Annotated in this window: 14 protein-coding genes and 2 riboswitches; of the genes, 11 read left to right on the top strand and 3 right to left on the bottom strand. The window is 68.3% G+C overall.

What is annotated here, in order from left to right; all coding sequences use genetic code 11:
• Position 1: 1 nt before the first annotated feature.
• The 3 genes from gatA to AC50YC_RS12065 all read left to right on the top strand — a co-directional run bounded on the left by gatA (position 2) and on the right by AC50YC_RS12065 (position 3,905).
• Positions 2 to 1,582, top strand: coding sequence for an Asp-tRNA(Asn)/Glu-tRNA(Gln) amidotransferase subunit GatA (gatA, locus tag AC50YC_RS12075; protein WP_494953746.1), 1,581 nt, complete (start codon positions 2 to 4; stop codon positions 1,580 to 1,582).
• On the top strand, positions 1,582 to 3,087 hold the full coding sequence (gatB, locus tag AC50YC_RS12070; protein ID WP_494953745.1) for an Asp-tRNA(Asn)/Glu-tRNA(Gln) amidotransferase subunit GatB: 1,506 nt from the start codon (positions 1,582 to 1,584) through the stop codon (positions 3,085 to 3,087). The genes gatA and gatB overlap by 1 nt, the downstream gene beginning before the upstream one ends.
• Before the next feature lie 173 nt (positions 3,088 to 3,260).
• On the top strand, positions 3,261 to 3,905 hold the full coding sequence (locus AC50YC_RS12065; RefSeq protein ID WP_494953744.1) for a hypothetical protein: 645 nt from the start codon (positions 3,261 to 3,263) through the stop codon (positions 3,903 to 3,905).
• On the opposite strand, the gene AC50YC_RS12060 is transcribed toward AC50YC_RS12065, so the two are convergent.
• Complete coding sequence (locus tag AC50YC_RS12060; protein ID WP_494953743.1) at positions 3,902 to 4,816, bottom strand: LysR family transcriptional regulator; 915 nt, start codon at positions 4,814 to 4,816, stop codon at positions 3,902 to 3,904. The two genes, AC50YC_RS12065 and AC50YC_RS12060, sit on opposite strands and share 4 nt — an antisense overlap.
• Positions 4,817 to 4,976: 160 nt before the next feature.
• Here AC50YC_RS12060 and tdh point away from each other — a divergent pair, with 160 nt between their 5' ends.
• The 4 genes from tdh (at position 4,977) to hutI (ending at position 9,707) form a co-directional block, all read left to right on the top strand.
• A complete protein-coding gene (gene tdh, locus AC50YC_RS12055; RefSeq protein WP_494953742.1) occupies positions 4,977 to 6,023 on the top strand; it encodes an L-threonine 3-dehydrogenase in 1,047 nt (348 codons plus the stop codon).
• Between the two features lie 50 nt (positions 6,024 to 6,073).
• Positions 6,074 to 7,282, top strand: a complete 1,209-nt coding sequence (locus tag AC50YC_RS12050) for a glycine C-acetyltransferase (protein ID WP_494953741.1) — start codon at positions 6,074 to 6,076, stop codon at positions 7,280 to 7,282.
• 83 nt (positions 7,283 to 7,365) lie between these two features.
• Positions 7,366 to 8,490, top strand: coding sequence for an NAD(P)/FAD-dependent oxidoreductase (locus tag AC50YC_RS12045; protein ID WP_494953740.1), 1,125 nt, complete (start codon positions 7,366 to 7,368; stop codon positions 8,488 to 8,490).
• An 11-nt stretch (positions 8,491 to 8,501) separates the two neighbouring features.
• The gene (hutI, locus tag AC50YC_RS12040) at positions 8,502 to 9,707 is read left to right on the top strand and encodes an imidazolonepropionase (RefSeq protein WP_494953739.1); all 1,206 of its coding nucleotides are present in this window, start codon (positions 8,502 to 8,504) and stop codon (positions 9,705 to 9,707) included.
• Positions 9,708 to 9,741: 34 nt separating this feature from the next.
• On the opposite strand, the gene AC50YC_RS12035 is transcribed toward hutI, so the two are convergent.
• Positions 9,742 to 10,422: a histidine phosphatase family protein gene (locus tag AC50YC_RS12035; RefSeq protein ID WP_494953738.1), complete on the bottom strand. Its 681-nt coding sequence runs from the start codon at positions 10,420 to 10,422 to the stop codon at positions 9,742 to 9,744.
• Positions 10,423 to 10,486: 64 nt separating this feature from the next.
• Here AC50YC_RS12035 and AC50YC_RS12030 point away from each other — a divergent pair, with 64 nt between their 5' ends.
• Positions 10,487 to 11,269 (top strand): CPBP family intramembrane glutamic endopeptidase, encoded by a 783-nt coding sequence (locus AC50YC_RS12030; protein WP_494953737.1) that lies wholly within the window; start codon positions 10,487 to 10,489, stop codon positions 11,267 to 11,269.
• 107 nt (positions 11,270 to 11,376) lie between these two features.
• Here AC50YC_RS12030 and AC50YC_RS12025 read toward each other — a convergent pair whose 3' ends face one another.
• On the bottom strand, positions 11,377 to 12,015 hold the full coding sequence (locus AC50YC_RS12025; RefSeq protein ID WP_494953736.1) for a VOC family protein: 639 nt from the start codon (positions 12,013 to 12,015) through the stop codon (positions 11,377 to 11,379).
• Between the two features lie 204 nt (positions 12,016 to 12,219).
• Positions 12,220 to 12,335: riboswitch (SAM riboswitch) on the top strand.
• Between the two features lie 64 nt (positions 12,336 to 12,399).
• On the opposite strand from AC50YC_RS12025, the gene AC50YC_RS12020 reads away from it, so the two are divergent.
• The 3 genes from AC50YC_RS12020 to AC50YC_RS12010 all read left to right on the top strand — a co-directional run bounded on the left by AC50YC_RS12020 (position 12,400) and on the right by AC50YC_RS12010 (position 16,768).
• Positions 12,400 to 13,716 (top strand): bifunctional o-acetylhomoserine/o-acetylserine sulfhydrylase, encoded by a 1,317-nt coding sequence (locus AC50YC_RS12020; RefSeq protein WP_494953735.1) that lies wholly within the window; start codon positions 12,400 to 12,402, stop codon positions 13,714 to 13,716.
• A 182-nt stretch (positions 13,717 to 13,898) separates the two neighbouring features.
• Positions 13,899 to 14,014: riboswitch (SAM riboswitch) on the top strand.
• An 11-nt stretch (positions 14,015 to 14,025) separates the two neighbouring features.
• The gene (metX, locus tag AC50YC_RS12015; RefSeq protein ID WP_494953734.1) at positions 14,026 to 15,204 is read left to right on the top strand and encodes a homoserine O-acetyltransferase MetX; all 1,179 of its coding nucleotides are present in this window, start codon (positions 14,026 to 14,028) and stop codon (positions 15,202 to 15,204) included.
• A gap of 181 nt (positions 15,205 to 15,385) precedes the next feature.
• Positions 15,386 to 16,768 carry an MFS transporter gene (locus tag AC50YC_RS12010; RefSeq protein WP_494953733.1) on the top strand — a complete coding sequence of 461 codons (1,383 nt, stop codon included), beginning with the start codon at positions 15,386 to 15,388 and terminating at the stop codon, positions 16,766 to 16,768.
• Position 16,769: the final 1 nt, after the last annotated feature.

The following is a 16,769-nucleotide window of genomic DNA, read 5'->3' as shown; positions in this document are numbered from 1 at the left end:
CATGACTGAGAACAACGAACTGATCCGCTCCTCCGCCGCAACGCTTGCCGGCAAGCTGGCCGCCCGCGAAGTCTCCGCCGTCGAGGTCACCCAGGCGCACCTGGACCGCATCGCCGCCGTCGACGGCAAGGTCCACGCCTTCCTGCACGTCAACACGGACGAGGCGCTGGCCGTCGCCGCCGAGGTGGACGCTATCCGCGCCGCCGGCGGTGCCGCGGCACAGGAGCTGCACGCCCTCGCCGGTGTGCCGATCGCCGTCAAGGACCTGATCGTCACCGTCGGCCAGCCCACCACGGCCGGCTCGAAAATCCTCGAAGGCTGGCACAGCCCCTACGACGCCACCGTGGTCAAGCGCCTGCGCGCCGCGAAGATGCCGATCCTGGGGAAGACCAACCTGGACGAATTCGCGATGGGCTCCTCCACCGAGCACTCCGCCTTCGGCCCCACGCACAACCCCTGGGACCTTGACCGGATCCCCGGCGGCTCCGGCGGCGGGTCCGCCGCCGCGGTCGCGGCCTTCGAGGCCCCGTTGGCCCTCGGCACCGACACCGGCGGCTCGATCCGCCAGCCCGGCGCCGTCACCGGTACCGTCGGCGTGAAGCCCACCTACGGCGGGGTGTCCCGCTACGGGGCGATCGCCATGGCTTCCTCGCTGGACCAGATCGGCCCGGTCTCGCGCACCGTGCTGGACTCCGCCCTGCTGCACCAGGTCATCGGCGGGCATGACCCGCACGACTCGACCTCCCTGCCGGACCCGCTGGAGGACCTCGTCGCCGCCGCGTCGATCGGCAACGTGCACGGCATGAAGATCGGCATCATCAAGGAACTTCACGGCGAGGGCTACCAGGCCGGCGTCGAGAACCGCTTCAACGAATCCCTCGAGCTGCTCAAGGGCGCCGGCGCCGAAATCGTTGAGGTGTCCTGCCCTAACTTCAAGTACGCCCTGGGCGCCTACTACCTGATCATGCCGTCCGAGGCCTCCTCCAACCTGGCCAAGTTCGACGGCGTCCGGTACGGCCTGCGCGTGCTGCCCGAAGAGGGCCCGATGACGATTGAACGCGTGATGGGTGCCACCCGCGCCGCCGGCTTCGGCGACGAGGTCAAGCGCCGCATCATCCTGGGTACCTACGCCCTGAGCGCCGGCTACTACGACGCCTACTACGGCTCGGCCCAGAAGGTGCGCACCCTGATCCAGCGCGACTTCGAGGCCGCGTTCGCCCAGGCCGATGTGCTGATTTCCCCAACCGCGCCCACCACGGCGTTCAAGCTCGGCGAGAAGCTCAACGACCCGCTGGCGATGTACCTCAACGACGTCGCCACCATCCCCGCCAACATGGCCGGCGTCCCCGGGCTCTCCCTGCCCGGCGGCCTGGCCGACGAGGACGGACTGCCGGTCGGCGTCCAGCTGCTGGCCCCGGCCCGCCAGGATGCCCGGCTGTACCGCGTCGGTGCGGTGCTGGAATCCCTGCTCGAGGCGCAGTGGGGCGGCCCCCTGCTGGACCGGGCCCCTTCACTGACGGACCCGTCCCCGGCCGACCCTGCCCTTACTGACACCGTCGCGAGCCACGGAGGTTCCCACTAATGTCTGACGCAACCCTCAGCTTCGAAGAGGCGATGGAGAAGTACGATCCCGTGCTGGGCTTCGAGGTCCACGTGGAGCTCAACACCAAGACGAAGATGTTCTCCTCCGCGCCGAACGTGTTCGGCGACGAGCCCAACACCAACGTCAACGAGGTGGACCTCGGCATGCCCGGCGTGCTGCCCGTGGTGAACAGGACCGCGATCGAGTCCTCGATCAAGATCGGCCTGGCGCTCAACTGCAAGATCGCCGAGACCTGCCGCTTCGCCCGGAAGAACTACTTCTACCCGGACACCCCGAAGAACTTCCAGACCTCCCAGTACGACGAGCCGATCGCGTACGACGGCTACCTGGACATCGAGCTCTCCGACGGCACCGTGTTCCGCGTCGAAATCGAGCGCGCGCACATGGAGGAGGACGCCGGCAAGCTGACCCACATGGGCGGCGCCACCGGCCGCATCCAGGGCGCGGATTACTCCCTCGTGGACTACAACCGCTCCGGCGTGCCGCTGGTCGAGATCGTCACCAAGCCGATCGAGGGCGCCGGCAGCCGCGCGCCCGAGCTCGCCAAGGCCTACGTCGCCGCGGTCCGCGAGATCGTCAAGAACCTCGGGGTATCCGATGCCAAGATGGAACGTGGCAATGTCCGCTGCGACGCCAACGTCTCGCTCCGCCCGCACGGCCGCGAACGCTTCGGCATCCGCTCCGAGACGAAGAACGTCAACTCGCTGCGCGCCGTCGAACACGCCGTCCGCTACGAGATCCAGCGGCACGCCGCTGTGCTGGACTCCGGCGAACCGGTCATCCAGGAGACCCGCCACTGGCACGAGGACACCCGCTCCACGACGTCGGGCCGGCCCAAGTCCGACGCCGATGACTACCGCTACTTCCCGGAACCGGACCTGGTGCCGATCGTCGCCTCCCGCGAGTGGGTCGAGGAACTCCGGGCCACGTTGCCCGAGCCGCCGGCCGCGCGCCGCAAGCGGCTGCAGGCCGACTGGGGCTATTCCGACCTGGAATTCCGCGACGTCGTCAACGCCGGCGTCATGGACGAGATCGAGGAGACCATCGCCGCCGGCGCCACCGCCACGGTGGCCCGCAAGTGGTGGATGGGCGAGATCGTCGGACGCGCCAAGAACGCCGACGTCGACCCCGGCCAGCTCGGCGTCGCACCGGCGACCATCGTGGAACTGAACACGATGGTCGAGGACGGCAAGATCAACAACAAGATGGCCACCGAGGTCCTTGACGGCGTGCTCGCCGGCGAAGGCACCCCGGCGGAAATCGTCGCCAAGCGTGGCCTGGCCGTGGTCTCCGACGACGGGCCCCTGCTCGAAGCCATCGACGCGGCCCTCGCCGCGCAGCCCGGCGTCGCTGACAAGATCCGCGGCGGCAAGGTCCAGGCGATCGGCGCGATCGTCGGCGGCGTCATGAAGGCCACCCGCGGCCAGGCCGACGCCGGCCGCGTCCGCGAGCTGATCCTGCAGCGCCTCGGCGTCGAAGGCTAGGTCCAACGCCGGGCCCCACCCACCAAGCTCGCAGTTGTTGCCGTTCTGACCGGAACGACGCCAACTGCGAGCTTGTCGGGTTAACGGGGGTCATGTTCAGCCAGCCGCTTCGGGCCTATGCTGGTGCCCAAGGTTCCGATGACGGGCTGGGCACAGGGGGGAAGGGCGAACCAATGGCGGTTCCACAGCGCACCGGATGGCGAAGTGTCGTATTGGCGGGCGGAATCGTCGTCGCCCTCAGCGGGGCCGGGGCGGCTGCGGTCTGGGCCGGCACCGCCCAGTCCGTGACCCCGGTAACCAGCCCCACGACCTCGGCGGCCCAGTCACCCGGTAATTCGCCCGCAGAAGGACAGGCCCGGAAGAAAGACCGTGCCGTGCCACTGCATGGCGAAAACGTGGTCAAAAAGAGCGACGGCGGATTCGAGACCCGGCTGACGCAGCAGGGCGCCATCGAGGCCGTTAGCAGTGCGTCGATCACCATCAAGAGCGAGGACGGCTTCAGCCAGACCTACGCCCTCAACGCCGGAACAAAAATCACGAAACTGCCCCCTGCTGCCGCCGACGGCACCCTCCCGAGAGACAGCGCGGGCAAGCGGCTCAAGCCCACCGCCGCCACCGCAGCGGACCTCAGGACCGGAGAACAGGTGCGGGTCACAGGCGTCAAGGACGGATCCGGCATCACTGCCGGGCACATTGTTGCCGGAGCCCCGGGCGTTCAGGGGCCGGGCAACGGAGTGGGCAGGGGATTGGGCAACGGATTGGGCAAGCAGCTCGGAAACGGGCACTGGAAGGACAAGGCCGCGGGGAAAGTCCCCTAGGGCCGGTCAGTGACCAGCTCGGTCATGATGGTCTGCAGTGCTTCGCAGACCATCATGACGGATGTGCGTTTAAGGTTCTCCGGACGGGCCAGGATGTCGATCCGGCGCCGGGTGCTGATGCCCTCCAGCGGCCGCAGCACAATGCCCGGGTTCAGCACCGGCCGCGCCGTGAACCGGGGCAACAGCCCGATCACGCTCCCGGTCGCCACCAGCGCCGCCACCGTGGAGTAGTCGTTGATCCGGTGGACGATGTTCAGCTCCCGGCTCGAGACGGCCGCGACGGCGGAGAGCACGTCCGCGGGGGAGTAGCCGGTGCGGCTGGTCACCCAGGGTTCCCCGACGACGTCGTCCGCCGTCACCGCCCGCTGGCCGGCCAGCCGGTGCCCGGCCGGCAGGGCGACGTCCAGCGGCTCGTGCGCAAGCGGAATCACCGCGACGCGCTCCCCGGGCCAGCGCGGGCTGTGGTCCATCCGGTGCGCGAGCACCAGGTCATAGCGGGCCGTCAGCGCAGGGAAGTCCTGCTGGGCCACGTCCTCGTCGGAGAGCAGGATCCGCGGCTGCCCGGGCCCGGCCAGCAGCCGGGCGAGCGGGGCGAACACGGCCTGCCCCGCGCTGTGGAACCCGCTGAGCGTCACCGCCGCCACCGGGGAGCCGTGATAGGCACCGATCGCCGTGCGTGCGTCCGCCATGGCGGACACGACGGCGGCGCCGGCGTCCGCGAGGACCTGCCCGGCCTCGGTCAGGACCAGGTTCCGGCCCTCCTTGCGGGTCAGCGGCACCTCCACGGATTTCTGCAGGGCGGCCAGCTGCTGCGATACCGCCGAGGGCGTGACGAGCAGGGTTTCGGCGACGGCCTTGACACTTCCGAGGGCCCCGAGTTCGCGAAGCATCTCCAGCTGGTGGATTTCCATGCCGCCCAGTCTATGCGCAAGGAAAGGCTAAATCGTCGATTGAGAAAATCCCGGTTGTGCTAACGCTTTGCAGCGGCTCTAATGGGGTGAGTTGTCCCACATCAGCTGTCCACGCAGCGGATCCCCACGTGCCTGAGGAATGGCGCAGTTAGGAAGGCCCATGAAGGCTCTCTACAAGGCCGGCGCCCACGCTGGATTCGAACTCGTGGACCGGCCCGAACCGGAAACCGGCCCGGGGGATGTCAAGATCCGCGTCATGACCACCGGCATCTGCGGCACCGACCTGCACATCCAGTCGTGGGACGCGTGGGCGCAGGGCATCATCAACGCCCCCCTGATCGCCGGCCACGAGTTCTACGGAGAGGTCGTCCGGACCGGCGAGGACGTCCTGGACGTCAAAGTCGGCGACCGCGTCTCCGGCGAGGGCCACATCGTCTGCGGTATCTGCCGCAACTGCCGCGCGGGCCGCAAGCAGATGTGCATCAACACCGTCAGCGTCGGCGTCCAGCGCGACGGCGCCTTCGCCGAGTACGTTGTGATCCCCGAAACCAACGTGTGGGTCCACCAGGACCCCTCCGTGACGCCGGAACTCGGCGCCATCTTCGATCCCTTCGGCAACGCCGTCCACACCGCGCTCAGCTTCCCCCTCGTCGGCGAGGACGTGCTGATCACCGGCGCCGGTCCCATCGGACTGATGGCGATCGCCGTCGCCCGCCACGCCGGCGCCCGGAAGATCGCCATCACCGACGTCTCCGCCCCGCGGCTGGAACTGGCCCGGACCCTCGGCGTCGACCTCGCGATCGATGTCTCCAGGATGCGCGTCAAGGACGCACAGCGCGAACTGGGCATGCGCGAGGGATTCGACATCGGCATGGAAATGTCGGGACACCCCACGGCACTGCCTGAGATGATCGACAACATGAACCACGGCGGCCGGATCGCGATGCTGGGACTGCCCAGCCAGTCGATCGACATCGACTGGGGCAAAGTGGTCACGCATATGCTGACCATGAAGGGCATCTACGGCCGCGAAATGTTCGAGACCTGGTACGCCATGAGCGCCATGCTGTCCTCCAACCCGGTGCTGCACGCCAACATCTCCGCCGTCGTGACGGACACCCTCCCCGCCACCGACTGGGAAAAAGGCTTCGAAATCGCCCGCGCCGGCGTGGGCGGCAAAGTGGTCCTCGACTGGACCTGCTTCTAACCCGCCTCCCGATTCGGCCCACCGACCCCACCAGCTGAGGAGCACAACCCATGTATTCAGCCATCAAGGACCAGTTGCAGCACGAACTGGACGAGATCCGCGGCGCCGGCCTGTTCAAGACCGAGCGGCACATCGACTCGCCCCAGGCCAACCACATCAAAGCCGGGCAGATCGGCGAGTCCGGCGCGGACGTGCTGAACTTCTGCGCCAACAACTACCTGGGCCTCGCGGACCACCCGGAGATTATTGCCGCCGCCAAGGCCGCGATGGATGACCGCGGCTTCGGCATGGCCAGCGTGCGCTTCATCTGCGGCACCCAGGACCTGCACCTGGCCCTCGAGGAACGCGTCTCCAGGTTCCTGGGCACCGAGGACACCATCCTGTTCTCCAGCTGCTTCGACGCCAACGGCGGCGTGTTCGAATCGCTCTTCGGCCCGGAAGACGCCGTCATCTCCGATGCGCTGAACCATGCCTCGATCATCGACGGCATCCGGCTCTGCAAGGCCCAGCGCTTCCGCTACGCCAACCAGGACATGGCGGACCTCGAATCCAAGCTGATCGAGGCCACGACCCAGGAGAACCCGGCCCGCCGCAAGATCATCGTCACGGACGGCGTCTTCTCGATGGACGGTTTCCTCGCCCCGCTGGAAGCGATCTGCGACCTCGCGGAAAAATACGACGCCATGGTCATGGTGGACGACTCCCACGCCGTAGGCTTTATGGGCGCCAGCGGTGCGGGCACCCCGGAACACGCCGGCGTCTCGGACCGCGTGGACATCTACACCGGCACCTTCGGCAAGGCCCTGGGCGGCGCCTCCGGCGGCTACGTCTCCGGCCGCCGCGAAGTCGTCGCCATGCTCCGCCAGAAGGCCCGCCCCTACCTGTTCTCCAACTCGCTGGCCCCGGCCATCGTCGCGGCGACGCTCAAGGCCCTGGACCTCGTGGAGAGCTCCGGCGAACTGCGCAGCAAGCTCTTCGCCAACGCCGCGCTGTTCCGGAGCCGGATGTCCGAGGAAGGCTTCGAGCTGCTCCCGGGCGAGCACGCCATTGTCCCGGTCATGTTCGGCGACGCCGTGATGGCCGCCAAGGTGGCGGACGCCATGCTGCACCACGGCGTTTTCGTCACGGCGTTCAGCTACCCCGTCGTCCCGAAGGGCGCGGCCCGGATCCGCGTCCAGCTCTCCGCCGCTCACAGCGCCGAGGACGTGGAGGCCTGCGTAAAGGCCTTCGTGCGCAGCCGCGCCGCCGTCGCCGGCTGAACGGGCTTCACCGGAAAAAGCAGAAACGAGGTTGCGGCGCCACAAACGGCGCCGCAACCGCTTCCGTCTGCAAGGATGGACCCATGTCAGCTAATTACGATGTCGTGATTGTCGGCGGCGGTATCGCCGGCCTGTCCCTTGCCTCGGCCCTGGCCGGAAAATGCAGCGTCGCGCTGGTGGAAGCCGAGCAGACCCTGGCGTACCACACCTCGGCCCGCTCAGCCCGGCAGCTGATCCCCAGCTACGGCCCGCCTGCGGTCCAGGAGCTCACCCTCCGCACCCTCGCACTGATCGCCGCCCGGGACGCCACCCGCCCGGAACCGGTGCTCTCACCGCGCAGCTTTCTGCTGATCGGCGACGACGCCACCGTCCGGGAGCAAGCCAGCGGCCACATGCGGCCGATCACCCACACCAAGGCCCTGGAACTCTGCCCGGCCCTGCTCCCGGACTCCTTCTCCGCCGCCGGCCTGGACACCGGGTCTTTCGCCTGCGACGCGCCCCTGCTGCTCGAGGACCACCGCCGGCATGCCGAAGCCAACGGGGTGGACATCATCACCGGCGCCCGCGTCCACTCGGCCCAGCGCCTTGGCTCCGGCTGGGAACTCGGCGCCGGGCAGGAGGGCTTCCAGGCCGGCGTCGTGGTCAACGCCGCCGGCGCCTGGGCCGACGAGCTCGCCGTGCTCAGCGGCGTCGAGAAGGTCCAGCTGCAGCCGTACCGGCGCACCGCGGCGATCGTCGACGTCGAGCACCCCCTCCCGGAAGGCAGCCCCATGGTGGCCGCCGCCGACGACTCCTTCTACTTCCGCCGCGACGGCGAGCAGGTCCTGATCTCGCCGTCGGAACACGAACCGAGCGGACCCGAGGACGCGCAGCCGCACCCGGGGGACATCGAAAGACTCGTCGCCCGGCTCAACACCATCACCACCTTGGGCATCCGCGGCGTCCGCCAGGCCTGGACGGGGCTGCGGACGGAAGCGGCCGACGGCGTCCCGGTCGTGGGGTTCGACGCCGAAGCCCCCGGATTCTTCTGGCTCGCAGGCCAGGGCGGCTACGGCTTCCAGACCTCCTCCGGCATCGCCGAACTGGCTGCCGGGCTGATCCTCGCCGGCCAGGGCGCCGGCTCTGCCGCAGACGGCAACACAGCCACGGGTCCGGCATCCCGGACAGCGGAGGCGCTGGCTGCGACGCGCTGGTCCATCCGGCGCTGAACAATGGACTCATGAGCACCCTGATCACCAACATCGCCGAGCTGATGACCCAAGACCCGGACCACCGGGTCCTGAAGGGAGCAGCCGTGGTGATCGAAGGTGAACGGATCGCCTGGCTGGGGCGGGTGGCGGACGCCCCGGCCGCCGACACCTCAGTCGACGCCGGCGGCCGTGCCCTGCTGCCGGGCTGGGTGGATTCGCACACCCACCTGATCTTCGCCGGGGACCGGACCGCCGAGTTCGAGGCCCGGATGGCGGGGGAGAGCTACAGCGCCGGCGGGATCGCCGTGACCACCGGCGCCACCCGGAATACAAGCGATTTCGACCTCACCCGGCTCGCCCTGGGCCGCGTGGCCGAGGCCGTCTCGCAGGGCACCACCTACCTCGAAACCAAGACCGGTTACGGCCTGGACATCGACAACGAAGCCCGCAGCGCCCGGATCGCCTCCACCGTGGTGGACGAGGTCACCTATCTCGGGGCCCACCTTGTTCCGGCCGGCATGGACGCCGAGGAGTACACGGACCTGGTCTGCGGCGCCATGCTCTCCGCCGTCCGGCCGTTCGTGCGCTGGGCCGATGTCTTCTGCGAGCGGGGTGCCTTCACCGAGGACCAGTCCCGGCGCGTGCTCCAGGCCGGCCGGGACGCCGGGCTGGGCCTGCGGGTGCACGGCAACCAGCTGGGCGAAGGCCCCGGCGTGCGGCTCGCGCTGGAATTCGGTGCGGCCAGCGTGGACCACGTGAACTACCTGTCCGCCGACGATCTCGACGCCCTCGCGGCCAGCTGGTCCGGCTGGGACGGGGCGGCTAGAGGACGCGGCACGGTGGCAACGTGCCTGCCGGCCTGCGATCTGTCCACCCGCCAGCCGCTGGCGCCGGGCCGGGAACTGCTTGACGCCGGCGTGCAGATCGCACTGGCCTCCAACTGCAACCCGGGCACCTCCTATACGAGCTCGATGGCGTTCTGCGTCACCACCGCCGTGCTCCAGATGGGCCTCAGCGTGCACGAGGCCGTGCGCGCCGCGACCTACGGCGGCGCGCTGGCCCTCGGCCGGGAGTCCGGGAACGACGCCGACGGCGAACGCGCCGTCGGCTCGATCGCCGTCGGCCACCGCGCGGACCTGCACCTGCTGAACGCGCCGTCCGCCACCCACCTGGCCTACCGGCCGGGCATGCCGCTGACCCATGCCGTCTGGCGCGCGGGGGTCCGCGCCCGCTAGGTGACAGCCCGGGTACCGGGCGGCACTGCGGCTGCTAGAAGAACATCGGCGGGGCGTCCAGCACCGTCTCATCGACACGCCGGGCCTCCCACTGGCTGAACGGTTTGTCCAGCTCGTACTTGCCCTCCCCGGTGCGGTGCAGGGTGCGGACCTCGGCGTTGTCCGGATTGTTGAGGGACTCGAAATACTCCACGGACCAGTGGAACCAGCGCATGCAGAACAGCCGCATGGTGAGCCCATGGGTGACGAACAGGGCGTTGGGGGCGTAGCTGGGTTTGGACCAGTGCCGGTACAGCGTCTCCATAAACGAGGAGATCCGGTCGTAGACATCCGAGCCGGACTCGCCTTCCCGGAAGCGGTAGAAGAAGTGGCCGTAGGCGTTCCGGAGTTCCTTCTGGTCCTCGATCTCACCGGCGATCTGGAAGTTGGCCCAGTCCTGCTCCCGCAGCCGCGGCTCCTCGATCACCCGCTCGACCAGCGGGCCGAGGTTGAGCGCCTCGAGTGTCTGGTAGGCCCGCAGGTAGGGGGAGACATACACACACACCGGACGGCCGTCCAGCAGCCGCCGGACCTGCTCGCCGGCAGCCCGGGCCTGTTCCGCGCCGAGTTCGGTCAGCGGAATCCGGTAATCGGGCACCCGGTTGTAGATCGAGGTGTCGGCGTTGGCGGCGGACTGGCCGTGCCGGATCATGATGATTTTCCCGGGCGCACTCATAAACCCCAGCATAGGCGGCAACGCCGGTAAGGCAGGGCCAACCAAGACCGGGCAAGATAGGAACATGCTCGTTCCCTCCCGCCGCCGCCTGCGGTTAGAAGTCTGGATCGTCCTGGGCCTGTCCCTGGGGCAGTCCGCCGTGTACTCGGTCGTCCAGTTGCTGGACAAGCTGACCCGGGCGCCGCTGGCGGAGGGGACCTCCACGCTGAACCGTTCGCAAAGCAGCCGCGAATACTTCGACCTCACCTACCAGCTGCTGGATATCTTCTTCGCCCTGGTGCCGGTGGTCCTGGCACTCTATTTCCTCACCGACCACCGGACGTCCGGCCTGTCCGGCGGCGGCAGCCACGGCGTCACGGCGTTCCAGAAGCTGGGGCTCAACTTCGCCCGCCCCGGCAGGGACCTGCTGCAGGGGTTCGGCCTGGCGGCGCTGATCGGTATCCCGTCGCTGGGACTGTACGCCGCGGGCCGGGCACTGGGCATTACGACGGAGATCATCCCCAGCGCGCTGGACGCCTACTGGTGGACCGTGCCGGTGCTGGTCCTCTCCGCGATCCGGCACGGGATCGTGGAGGAAGTGATCGTGGTGGGCTACCTGCTGGACCGGCTGGGCAAATTCGGCTGGAGCCTGCCGCTGGCCATCTTCACCAGTTCCATGCTGCGCGGCAGCTACCACCTCTACCAGGGCTTCGGCCCGTTCATCGGCAACGCCATCATGGGCGTTATCTTCGCGCTGGTCTACACCAAAACCCGCCGCCTGATGCCGCTGGTGATTGCCCACGCCGTGCTGGACATCGTGGCGTTCGTCGGTTTCAGCCTCTTCGGCAGGTCCATCGGGTTGGGCTGAGCCGCGGGCCGGGCAGGCGCGCCGGGAGTTAAAAGTTATCGGCCGCCATCGGTGGGTGACGTCATTGGCACCCGCTGATGGCGGCCGAAGTGTTGGGCGGTGAAGCGTCAGATGGTGACGGCTCCGGAGGCCGTCTCGAACGTGACGGAGAGGATGCCGGGCGTCCCACGGGGGGCGAGCCAGTTCACGGCCACGTCCTCCAGCGGCTTCTCGACCGGGACTCCGAGCCATTCGGTGACACGCTCCGCCGAGCCGGCAATCGTGAGGGCGGACATCTTGACATTGCTCTCGTAGGCCTTGGACGGGTGGAGTTCCGGATCGCCCTCCCACTTGAGCATGTAGGGCACCTGGGGATCGGCGATCAGCCCGAGGATGCCGATCTGCTTCCAGACCAGTTCGCGGCCGTCGGGGAACTTGCGGTTGCCGTTGACGGCGGCGCGGCCGAGCCGTTCCTCGAACGGGGCGAGGTCGTCGACTTCGACGCACCAGCCCATCCAGCCGCCGCCGGCTTCGGAACGGGCGCGGACGGCCTGGCCGAAGGGGGCCTTGTCGGACGCGGGGTGGTTCAGGACCTCCACGACCTCGAGATACTTGTGTCCCGCGAGCGGGATGATCATGTTGCGGGTCCCGAATCGGGGGTGTACTCCGCCCTTCACGGCTTCTACGCCGAGGGCAGACGCAATTCGTTCGGTGGTGGCAGCGAGGCCATCTTGTTCACAGGCGTAAGAGACGTGATCCATGCGCATGCCCTCATCTTGACACTTTGTGATGCGGCTCTCAGCTTAGGCTCTCCTAACCGTGGTGGGATGTCATTTTTGGGGGCTCCCCGCCGGGTGCGGCCCCGCGTCACGGCGGGGAAGTGGCCGGTCTTTTGCGCCCCGCCGGCCGCGCAACTTCATCTTCGTCACAAAGCTATCCACGGCCCGCAACCGGTTCCTAGACTGGGGTCAGGTCATGAGTGCCAGCGCACAGCCCCGGCTAGCTGGCCGGCAACCCTCGTCACGCGGTGGGGTGCCCCGGGTGAAGACCTGGCCGTCCGGCGCCCGCCGGAGGGCAAGCGCGGCGCCAGTGCCGACCCGGGCCAGGGGGCTCCGGGGCTGCCTGTGCCCGGTCCCCTAAGGAGTGTCCCGATGTCCAGTGCCTGGTCCTTCGAAACCCGCCAGATCCACGCCGGCCAGGAGCCGGACAGCGCCACCGGTGCCCGGTCGTTGCCGATCTACCAGACGACGTCGTTCGTCTTCCCCAGCGCCGAAAGCGCCGCCAAGCGCTTCGCCCTCGCCGAACTCGCGCCCATCTACACCCGGATCGGGAACCCCACCCAGGACGCCGTGGAACAGCGGGTGGCCAGCCTGGAAGGCGGACTGGCGGCGCTGCTGCTGAGCTCCGGACAGGCCGCGGAGACCCTCGCGATCCTGAACGTTGCCGAGGCCGGCGACCATGTGGTGGCCAGCCCCAGCCTCTATGGCGGCACCTACAACCTGCTGGCGCACACGCTGAAGAAGTTCGGGATCTCCGTGACCTTCGTGGAGGACCCGGACAACCTTGAGCAGTGGCGCGACGCCGTGCAGCCCAACACCAAGTTGTTCTTTGGCGAAGTGGTCTCCAACCCGCGCCAGGACGTGCTGGATATCGAGGGCATCTCGCAGGTGGCCCACGAGGCCGGGGTCCCGCTGATCGTGGACAACACGCTCTCCACGCCCTACCTCATCCGCCCGATCGAGTGGGGTGCGGACATCGTGGTGCACTCCGCCACCAAGTACCTCGGCGGCCACGGGACCGCGATCGCCGGCGTGATCGTGGACTCGGGCAACTTCGACTTCGGCAGGGACCCGGAACGCTTCCCCGGCTTCAACACCCCCGACCCCACCTACAACGGCCTGGTCTACGCACGGGACCTCGGCAAGGACGGTGCCCTTGGCGCCAACCTCTCCTACATCCTCAAGGCGCGCGTCCAGTTGCTGCGCGACCTCGGCTCGGCGGTGTCCCCGTTCAACGCCTTCCTTATCGCCCAGGGCCTCGAGACCCTGAGCCTGCGCGTGGAGCGGCACGTCGCCAACGCCACCCAGGTTGCGGAATGGCTCGAGGCCAGGGACGACGTCGAATCGGTCGCCTATGCCGGGCTGCCGTCCAGCCCCTGGTACGAGCGCGGCCGCAAGTACGGCCCGAAGGGGACCGGCGCCGTCGTCGCCTTCAACATCGCCGGGGGAGCGGAGGCCGGCAAGCGCTTCGTCGACGCCCTCGAACTGCACTCGCACGTGGCCAACATCGGCGACGTGCGCTCGCTGGTCATCCACCCGGCGTCGACCACCCACAGCCAGCTTTCCCCCGAACAGCAGACCGTCGCCGGCGTGAACCCGGGCCTGGTCCGGCTCTCCGTGGGCCTGGAGCACATCGACGACATCCTCGCTGACCTCGACGCCGGATTCCGCGCAGCCAAAACCGCCTGAGCCAAGTCAGCGCCGAATTTCCCCACCTTTGCGGGCATGACGCCGGGAATCGCCGATACTTCGGGGCGAGCCGCCGGACACGACCTTCGAAAGTGGGGAAACTGCGGTGCTGACGCGTACGGCTGTCACATGGAAGTCACAATCTTCGCCATTCCGCCGCCACATTTCGTAGACTCAGTAAAGGTCATGAGTGCCAGCGACAGCCCCGGCTTGCTGGCCGGCAACCCTCCTTTTGCGGCGGGGTGCCCCGGGTGAAGACCTGGCCCGCCGGTCAGCTGACGGCGGGCAAGCGCGAAGTTAGGTCCTCACATGACGATTGCCGTCACCCGCCAGGGTGCACCTGTAAGCAAGACCTCCCACCCCCATGCCCCGGTCCCGGTGGACACTGCCCCGGACGGCGGTGTCCCGGACGGGACGGTTCGGTACCTCCGGATCGGCGACCTTGAGCTCGAATCCGGGGCCCGGCTGCCGGACGTCACCCTCGGCTACGAGACCTGGGGGACCCTCAACGCGGACCGCTCCAATGCCGTGCTGATCGAGCATGCGTTGACGGGGGACACCCACGTCACGCGCGGCGCCAGCGAGGAACCGGGGTGGTGGGAGCAGCTCGCCGGCCCCGGCGCCCCGGTGGACACGGAGGAGTACTTCGTCGTCTCGGTCAACATCCTCGGCGGCTGCTACGGCTCCACGGGGCCGTCGTCGGCGGCGCCCGACGGAAAGCCCTGGGGTTCGCGGTTCCCGCTCGTCACCCTGCGGGACACCACCGAGGCCGAGGCCAGGCTGGCCGATGCCCTGGGCATCCGGAGCTGGTACGCCGTGCTGGGCGGGTCCCTGGGTGGGGCGCGTGCCCTCGAGTGGGCCGTCAGCTACCCGGAGCGGGTCCGGCGCTGCGGCGTGATCTCGGTCGGAGCCAGCAGCACGGCCGAACAGATCGCTTTTGCCCAGGCGCAGACGCTCGCCATCCGGCAGGATCCCAACTTCAACGGCGGGGACTACTACGGAGGTCCGGAACCGGAAGCGGGCCTGGCCTTGGCGCGGCGGATCGCGCACATCACCTACCGCTCGGCAGCGGAGCTGGACGAACGCTTCGGCCGGAACGCGCAGGACTCCGAGGCTCCGCTGGAAGCCGGATCCGTGGCCGGCCGCGGCCGCTACCAGGTGGAGAGCTACCTCGACCATCAGGGCAACAAACTGGTCCGCCGCTTCGACGCGAACAGCTACATCGCCATCACCGAGGCGCTCATGAGCCATGACATCAGCCGGGGCCGCGGCGCCCTCGCCGACGCGCTGGCTCCGGCGACGGCCGAGTTCCTGGTGGCGGCCGTCGACTCGGACCGGCTGTACTTCCCGGCCCAGTCCCACGCGCTTGCCGCCGCCCTGCCGGGCGAGGTTGCCGTGCACACCATAGAGGCGCCGATCGGACACGACGGGTTCCTGACCGAGATCGGCCAGCTCAAAAGCCAGCTCCGGCACTACTTCTTCGGCTAATCCTTCGTCAAAAATCGGTGCCGGGTGTGCATTTTTGCAGATGCGCTCTGCACTAATGGCCGTTGAGGCCACGGGCGGGAGCGTCCATACTCGTTGAGAATGATGCCGCGTGTCGCAAATCACGCCGCGTCCATTGCCCAGAGGTCCATAGGGTGTCGACGGAGACACCGAAGGAGTCGAAATGAGTACGCATAACGCCGCCGCCAGGCGCCCAGAAGAGGAAGACGTCAAGTCGTCCGGACTGAAGAAGGTAGTAACGGCCTCCATGGCCGGCACCGTTGTCGAATGGTATGAGTTCTTCCTCTACGCCTCGGCGGCCACCCTCGTGTTCGGCAAGATCTTCTTCCCCAACTCCGGCACGGAACTGGACGGCATCATCGCCGCCTTCCTCACCTACGCCGTTGGTTTCGTCGCCCGCCCGATCGGCGGCATCGTCTTTGGCCACTTCGGCGACAAGTTCGGCCGCAAGCAGCTGCTCCAGCTCAGCATCATCCTGGTCGGTGTCTCCACCTTCCTGATGGGCTGCCTCCCGACCTTCCAGCAGATCGGCTACTGGGCACCGGCCCTCCTCGTGTTCCTGCGCTTCGCCCAAGGCTTCGCCGTCGGCGGTGAATGGGGCGGCGCAGTCCTCCTCGTCGCCGAGCACAGCCCGAGCAAGTCCCGCGGCTTCTGGGCCTCGTGGCCGCAGTCCGCCGTTCCGCTGGGCAACCTGCTCGCCACGGGCGTGCTGTTCACGCTGTCCTCCACGCTGTCCTCCGCCGACTTCCTCAGCTGGGGCTGGCGCGTGGCCTTCTGGCTCTCCGCCGTGATCGTCCTGGTCGGCTACTACATCCGGACCAAGGTCACCGACGCCCCGATCTTCCTGGAGGCACAGAAGGAAGTCGCCGTCGAGAACAAGGGTTACGGCGTCGCCGAAGTGTTCCGCCGCTACCCGCGCGGCGTCTTCACCGCCATGGGCCTGCGATTCGCGGAGAACATCCTCTACTACCTCGTGGTCACCTTCTCCATCACGTACCTGAAGGTGATCGTCCAGACGGACACCTCCCGGATCCTGCTGCTGCTGCTCGTGGCGCACGCGATCCACTTCGCCGTGGTGCCGATGGTCGGCCGCATGTCCGACCACTTCGGCCGCAGGCCGGTCTACATGGCCGGCGCCATCCTCGGCGGCACCTGGGGCTTCTTCGCCTTCCCGATGATGGACACCAAGAACGACCTCATCATCCTCGCCGCCATCACGATCGGCCTGCTCTTCCATGCCCTGATGTACGCCGGCCAGCCGGCCATCATGGCCGAGATGTTCCCGACCCGGATGCGCTACTCCGGCGTCTCCCTGGGCTACCAGGTCACCTCGATCGTGGCCGGTTCGATGGCTCCGATCATCGCCGCAGCGCTGCTGGGCCAGTTCAAGTCCTCCACGCCGGTAGCCATCTACCTGCTCGGCGCCTGCATGGTCACCTTGGTGGCGGTGTTCTTCCTCAAGGAAACCCGCGGCGTCTCGCTGCACGACATTGACGCCGCCGATGCCCAAGGCACCGCGGACCTGCTGGCCGCCAGCAAGAAGTAAC

It is taken from the genome of Pseudarthrobacter sp. MDT1-56 (genome assembly GCF_059383555.1).
Note: the sequence above shows the minus strand (reverse complement) of the source record. Positions and strands in the feature narration are given on the sequence as shown.

What these genes read in the sequence shown, in the direction of transcription:
- gatA (WP_494953746.1), top strand. Translation starts at nt 2, where the DNA reads ATGACTGAGAACAACGAACTGATCCGCTCCTCCGCCGCAACGCTTGCC.
- gatB (WP_494953745.1), top strand. Translation starts at nt 1,582, where the DNA reads ATGTCTGACGCAACCCTCAGCTTCGAAGAGGCGATGGAGAAGTACGAT.
- AC50YC_RS12065 (WP_494953744.1), top strand. Translation starts at nt 3,261, where the DNA reads ATGGCGGTTCCACAGCGCACCGGATGGCGAAGTGTCGTATTGGCGGGC.
- AC50YC_RS12060 (WP_494953743.1), bottom strand. Translation starts at nt 4,816, where the DNA reads ATGGAAATCCACCAGCTGGAGATGCTTCGCGAACTCGGGGCCCTCGGA.
- tdh (WP_494953742.1), top strand. Translation starts at nt 4,977, where the DNA reads ATGAAGGCTCTCTACAAGGCCGGCGCCCACGCTGGATTCGAACTCGTG.
- AC50YC_RS12050 (WP_494953741.1), top strand. Translation starts at nt 6,074, where the DNA reads ATGTATTCAGCCATCAAGGACCAGTTGCAGCACGAACTGGACGAGATC.
- AC50YC_RS12045 (WP_494953740.1), top strand. Translation starts at nt 7,366, where the DNA reads ATGTCAGCTAATTACGATGTCGTGATTGTCGGCGGCGGTATCGCCGGC.
- hutI (WP_494953739.1), top strand. Translation starts at nt 8,502, where the DNA reads ATGAGCACCCTGATCACCAACATCGCCGAGCTGATGACCCAAGACCCG.
- AC50YC_RS12035 (WP_494953738.1), bottom strand. Translation starts at nt 10,422, where the DNA reads ATGAGTGCGCCCGGGAAAATCATCATGATCCGGCACGGCCAGTCCGCC.
- AC50YC_RS12030 (WP_494953737.1), top strand. Translation starts at nt 10,487, where the DNA reads ATGCTCGTTCCCTCCCGCCGCCGCCTGCGGTTAGAAGTCTGGATCGTC.
- AC50YC_RS12025 (WP_494953736.1), bottom strand. Translation starts at nt 12,015, where the DNA reads ATGCGCATGGATCACGTCTCTTACGCCTGTGAACAAGATGGCCTCGCT.
- AC50YC_RS12020 (WP_494953735.1), top strand. Translation starts at nt 12,400, where the DNA reads ATGTCCAGTGCCTGGTCCTTCGAAACCCGCCAGATCCACGCCGGCCAG.
- metX (WP_494953734.1), top strand. Translation starts at nt 14,026, where the DNA reads ATGACGATTGCCGTCACCCGCCAGGGTGCACCTGTAAGCAAGACCTCC.
- AC50YC_RS12010 (WP_494953733.1), top strand. Translation starts at nt 15,386, where the DNA reads ATGAGTACGCATAACGCCGCCGCCAGGCGCCCAGAAGAGGAAGACGTC.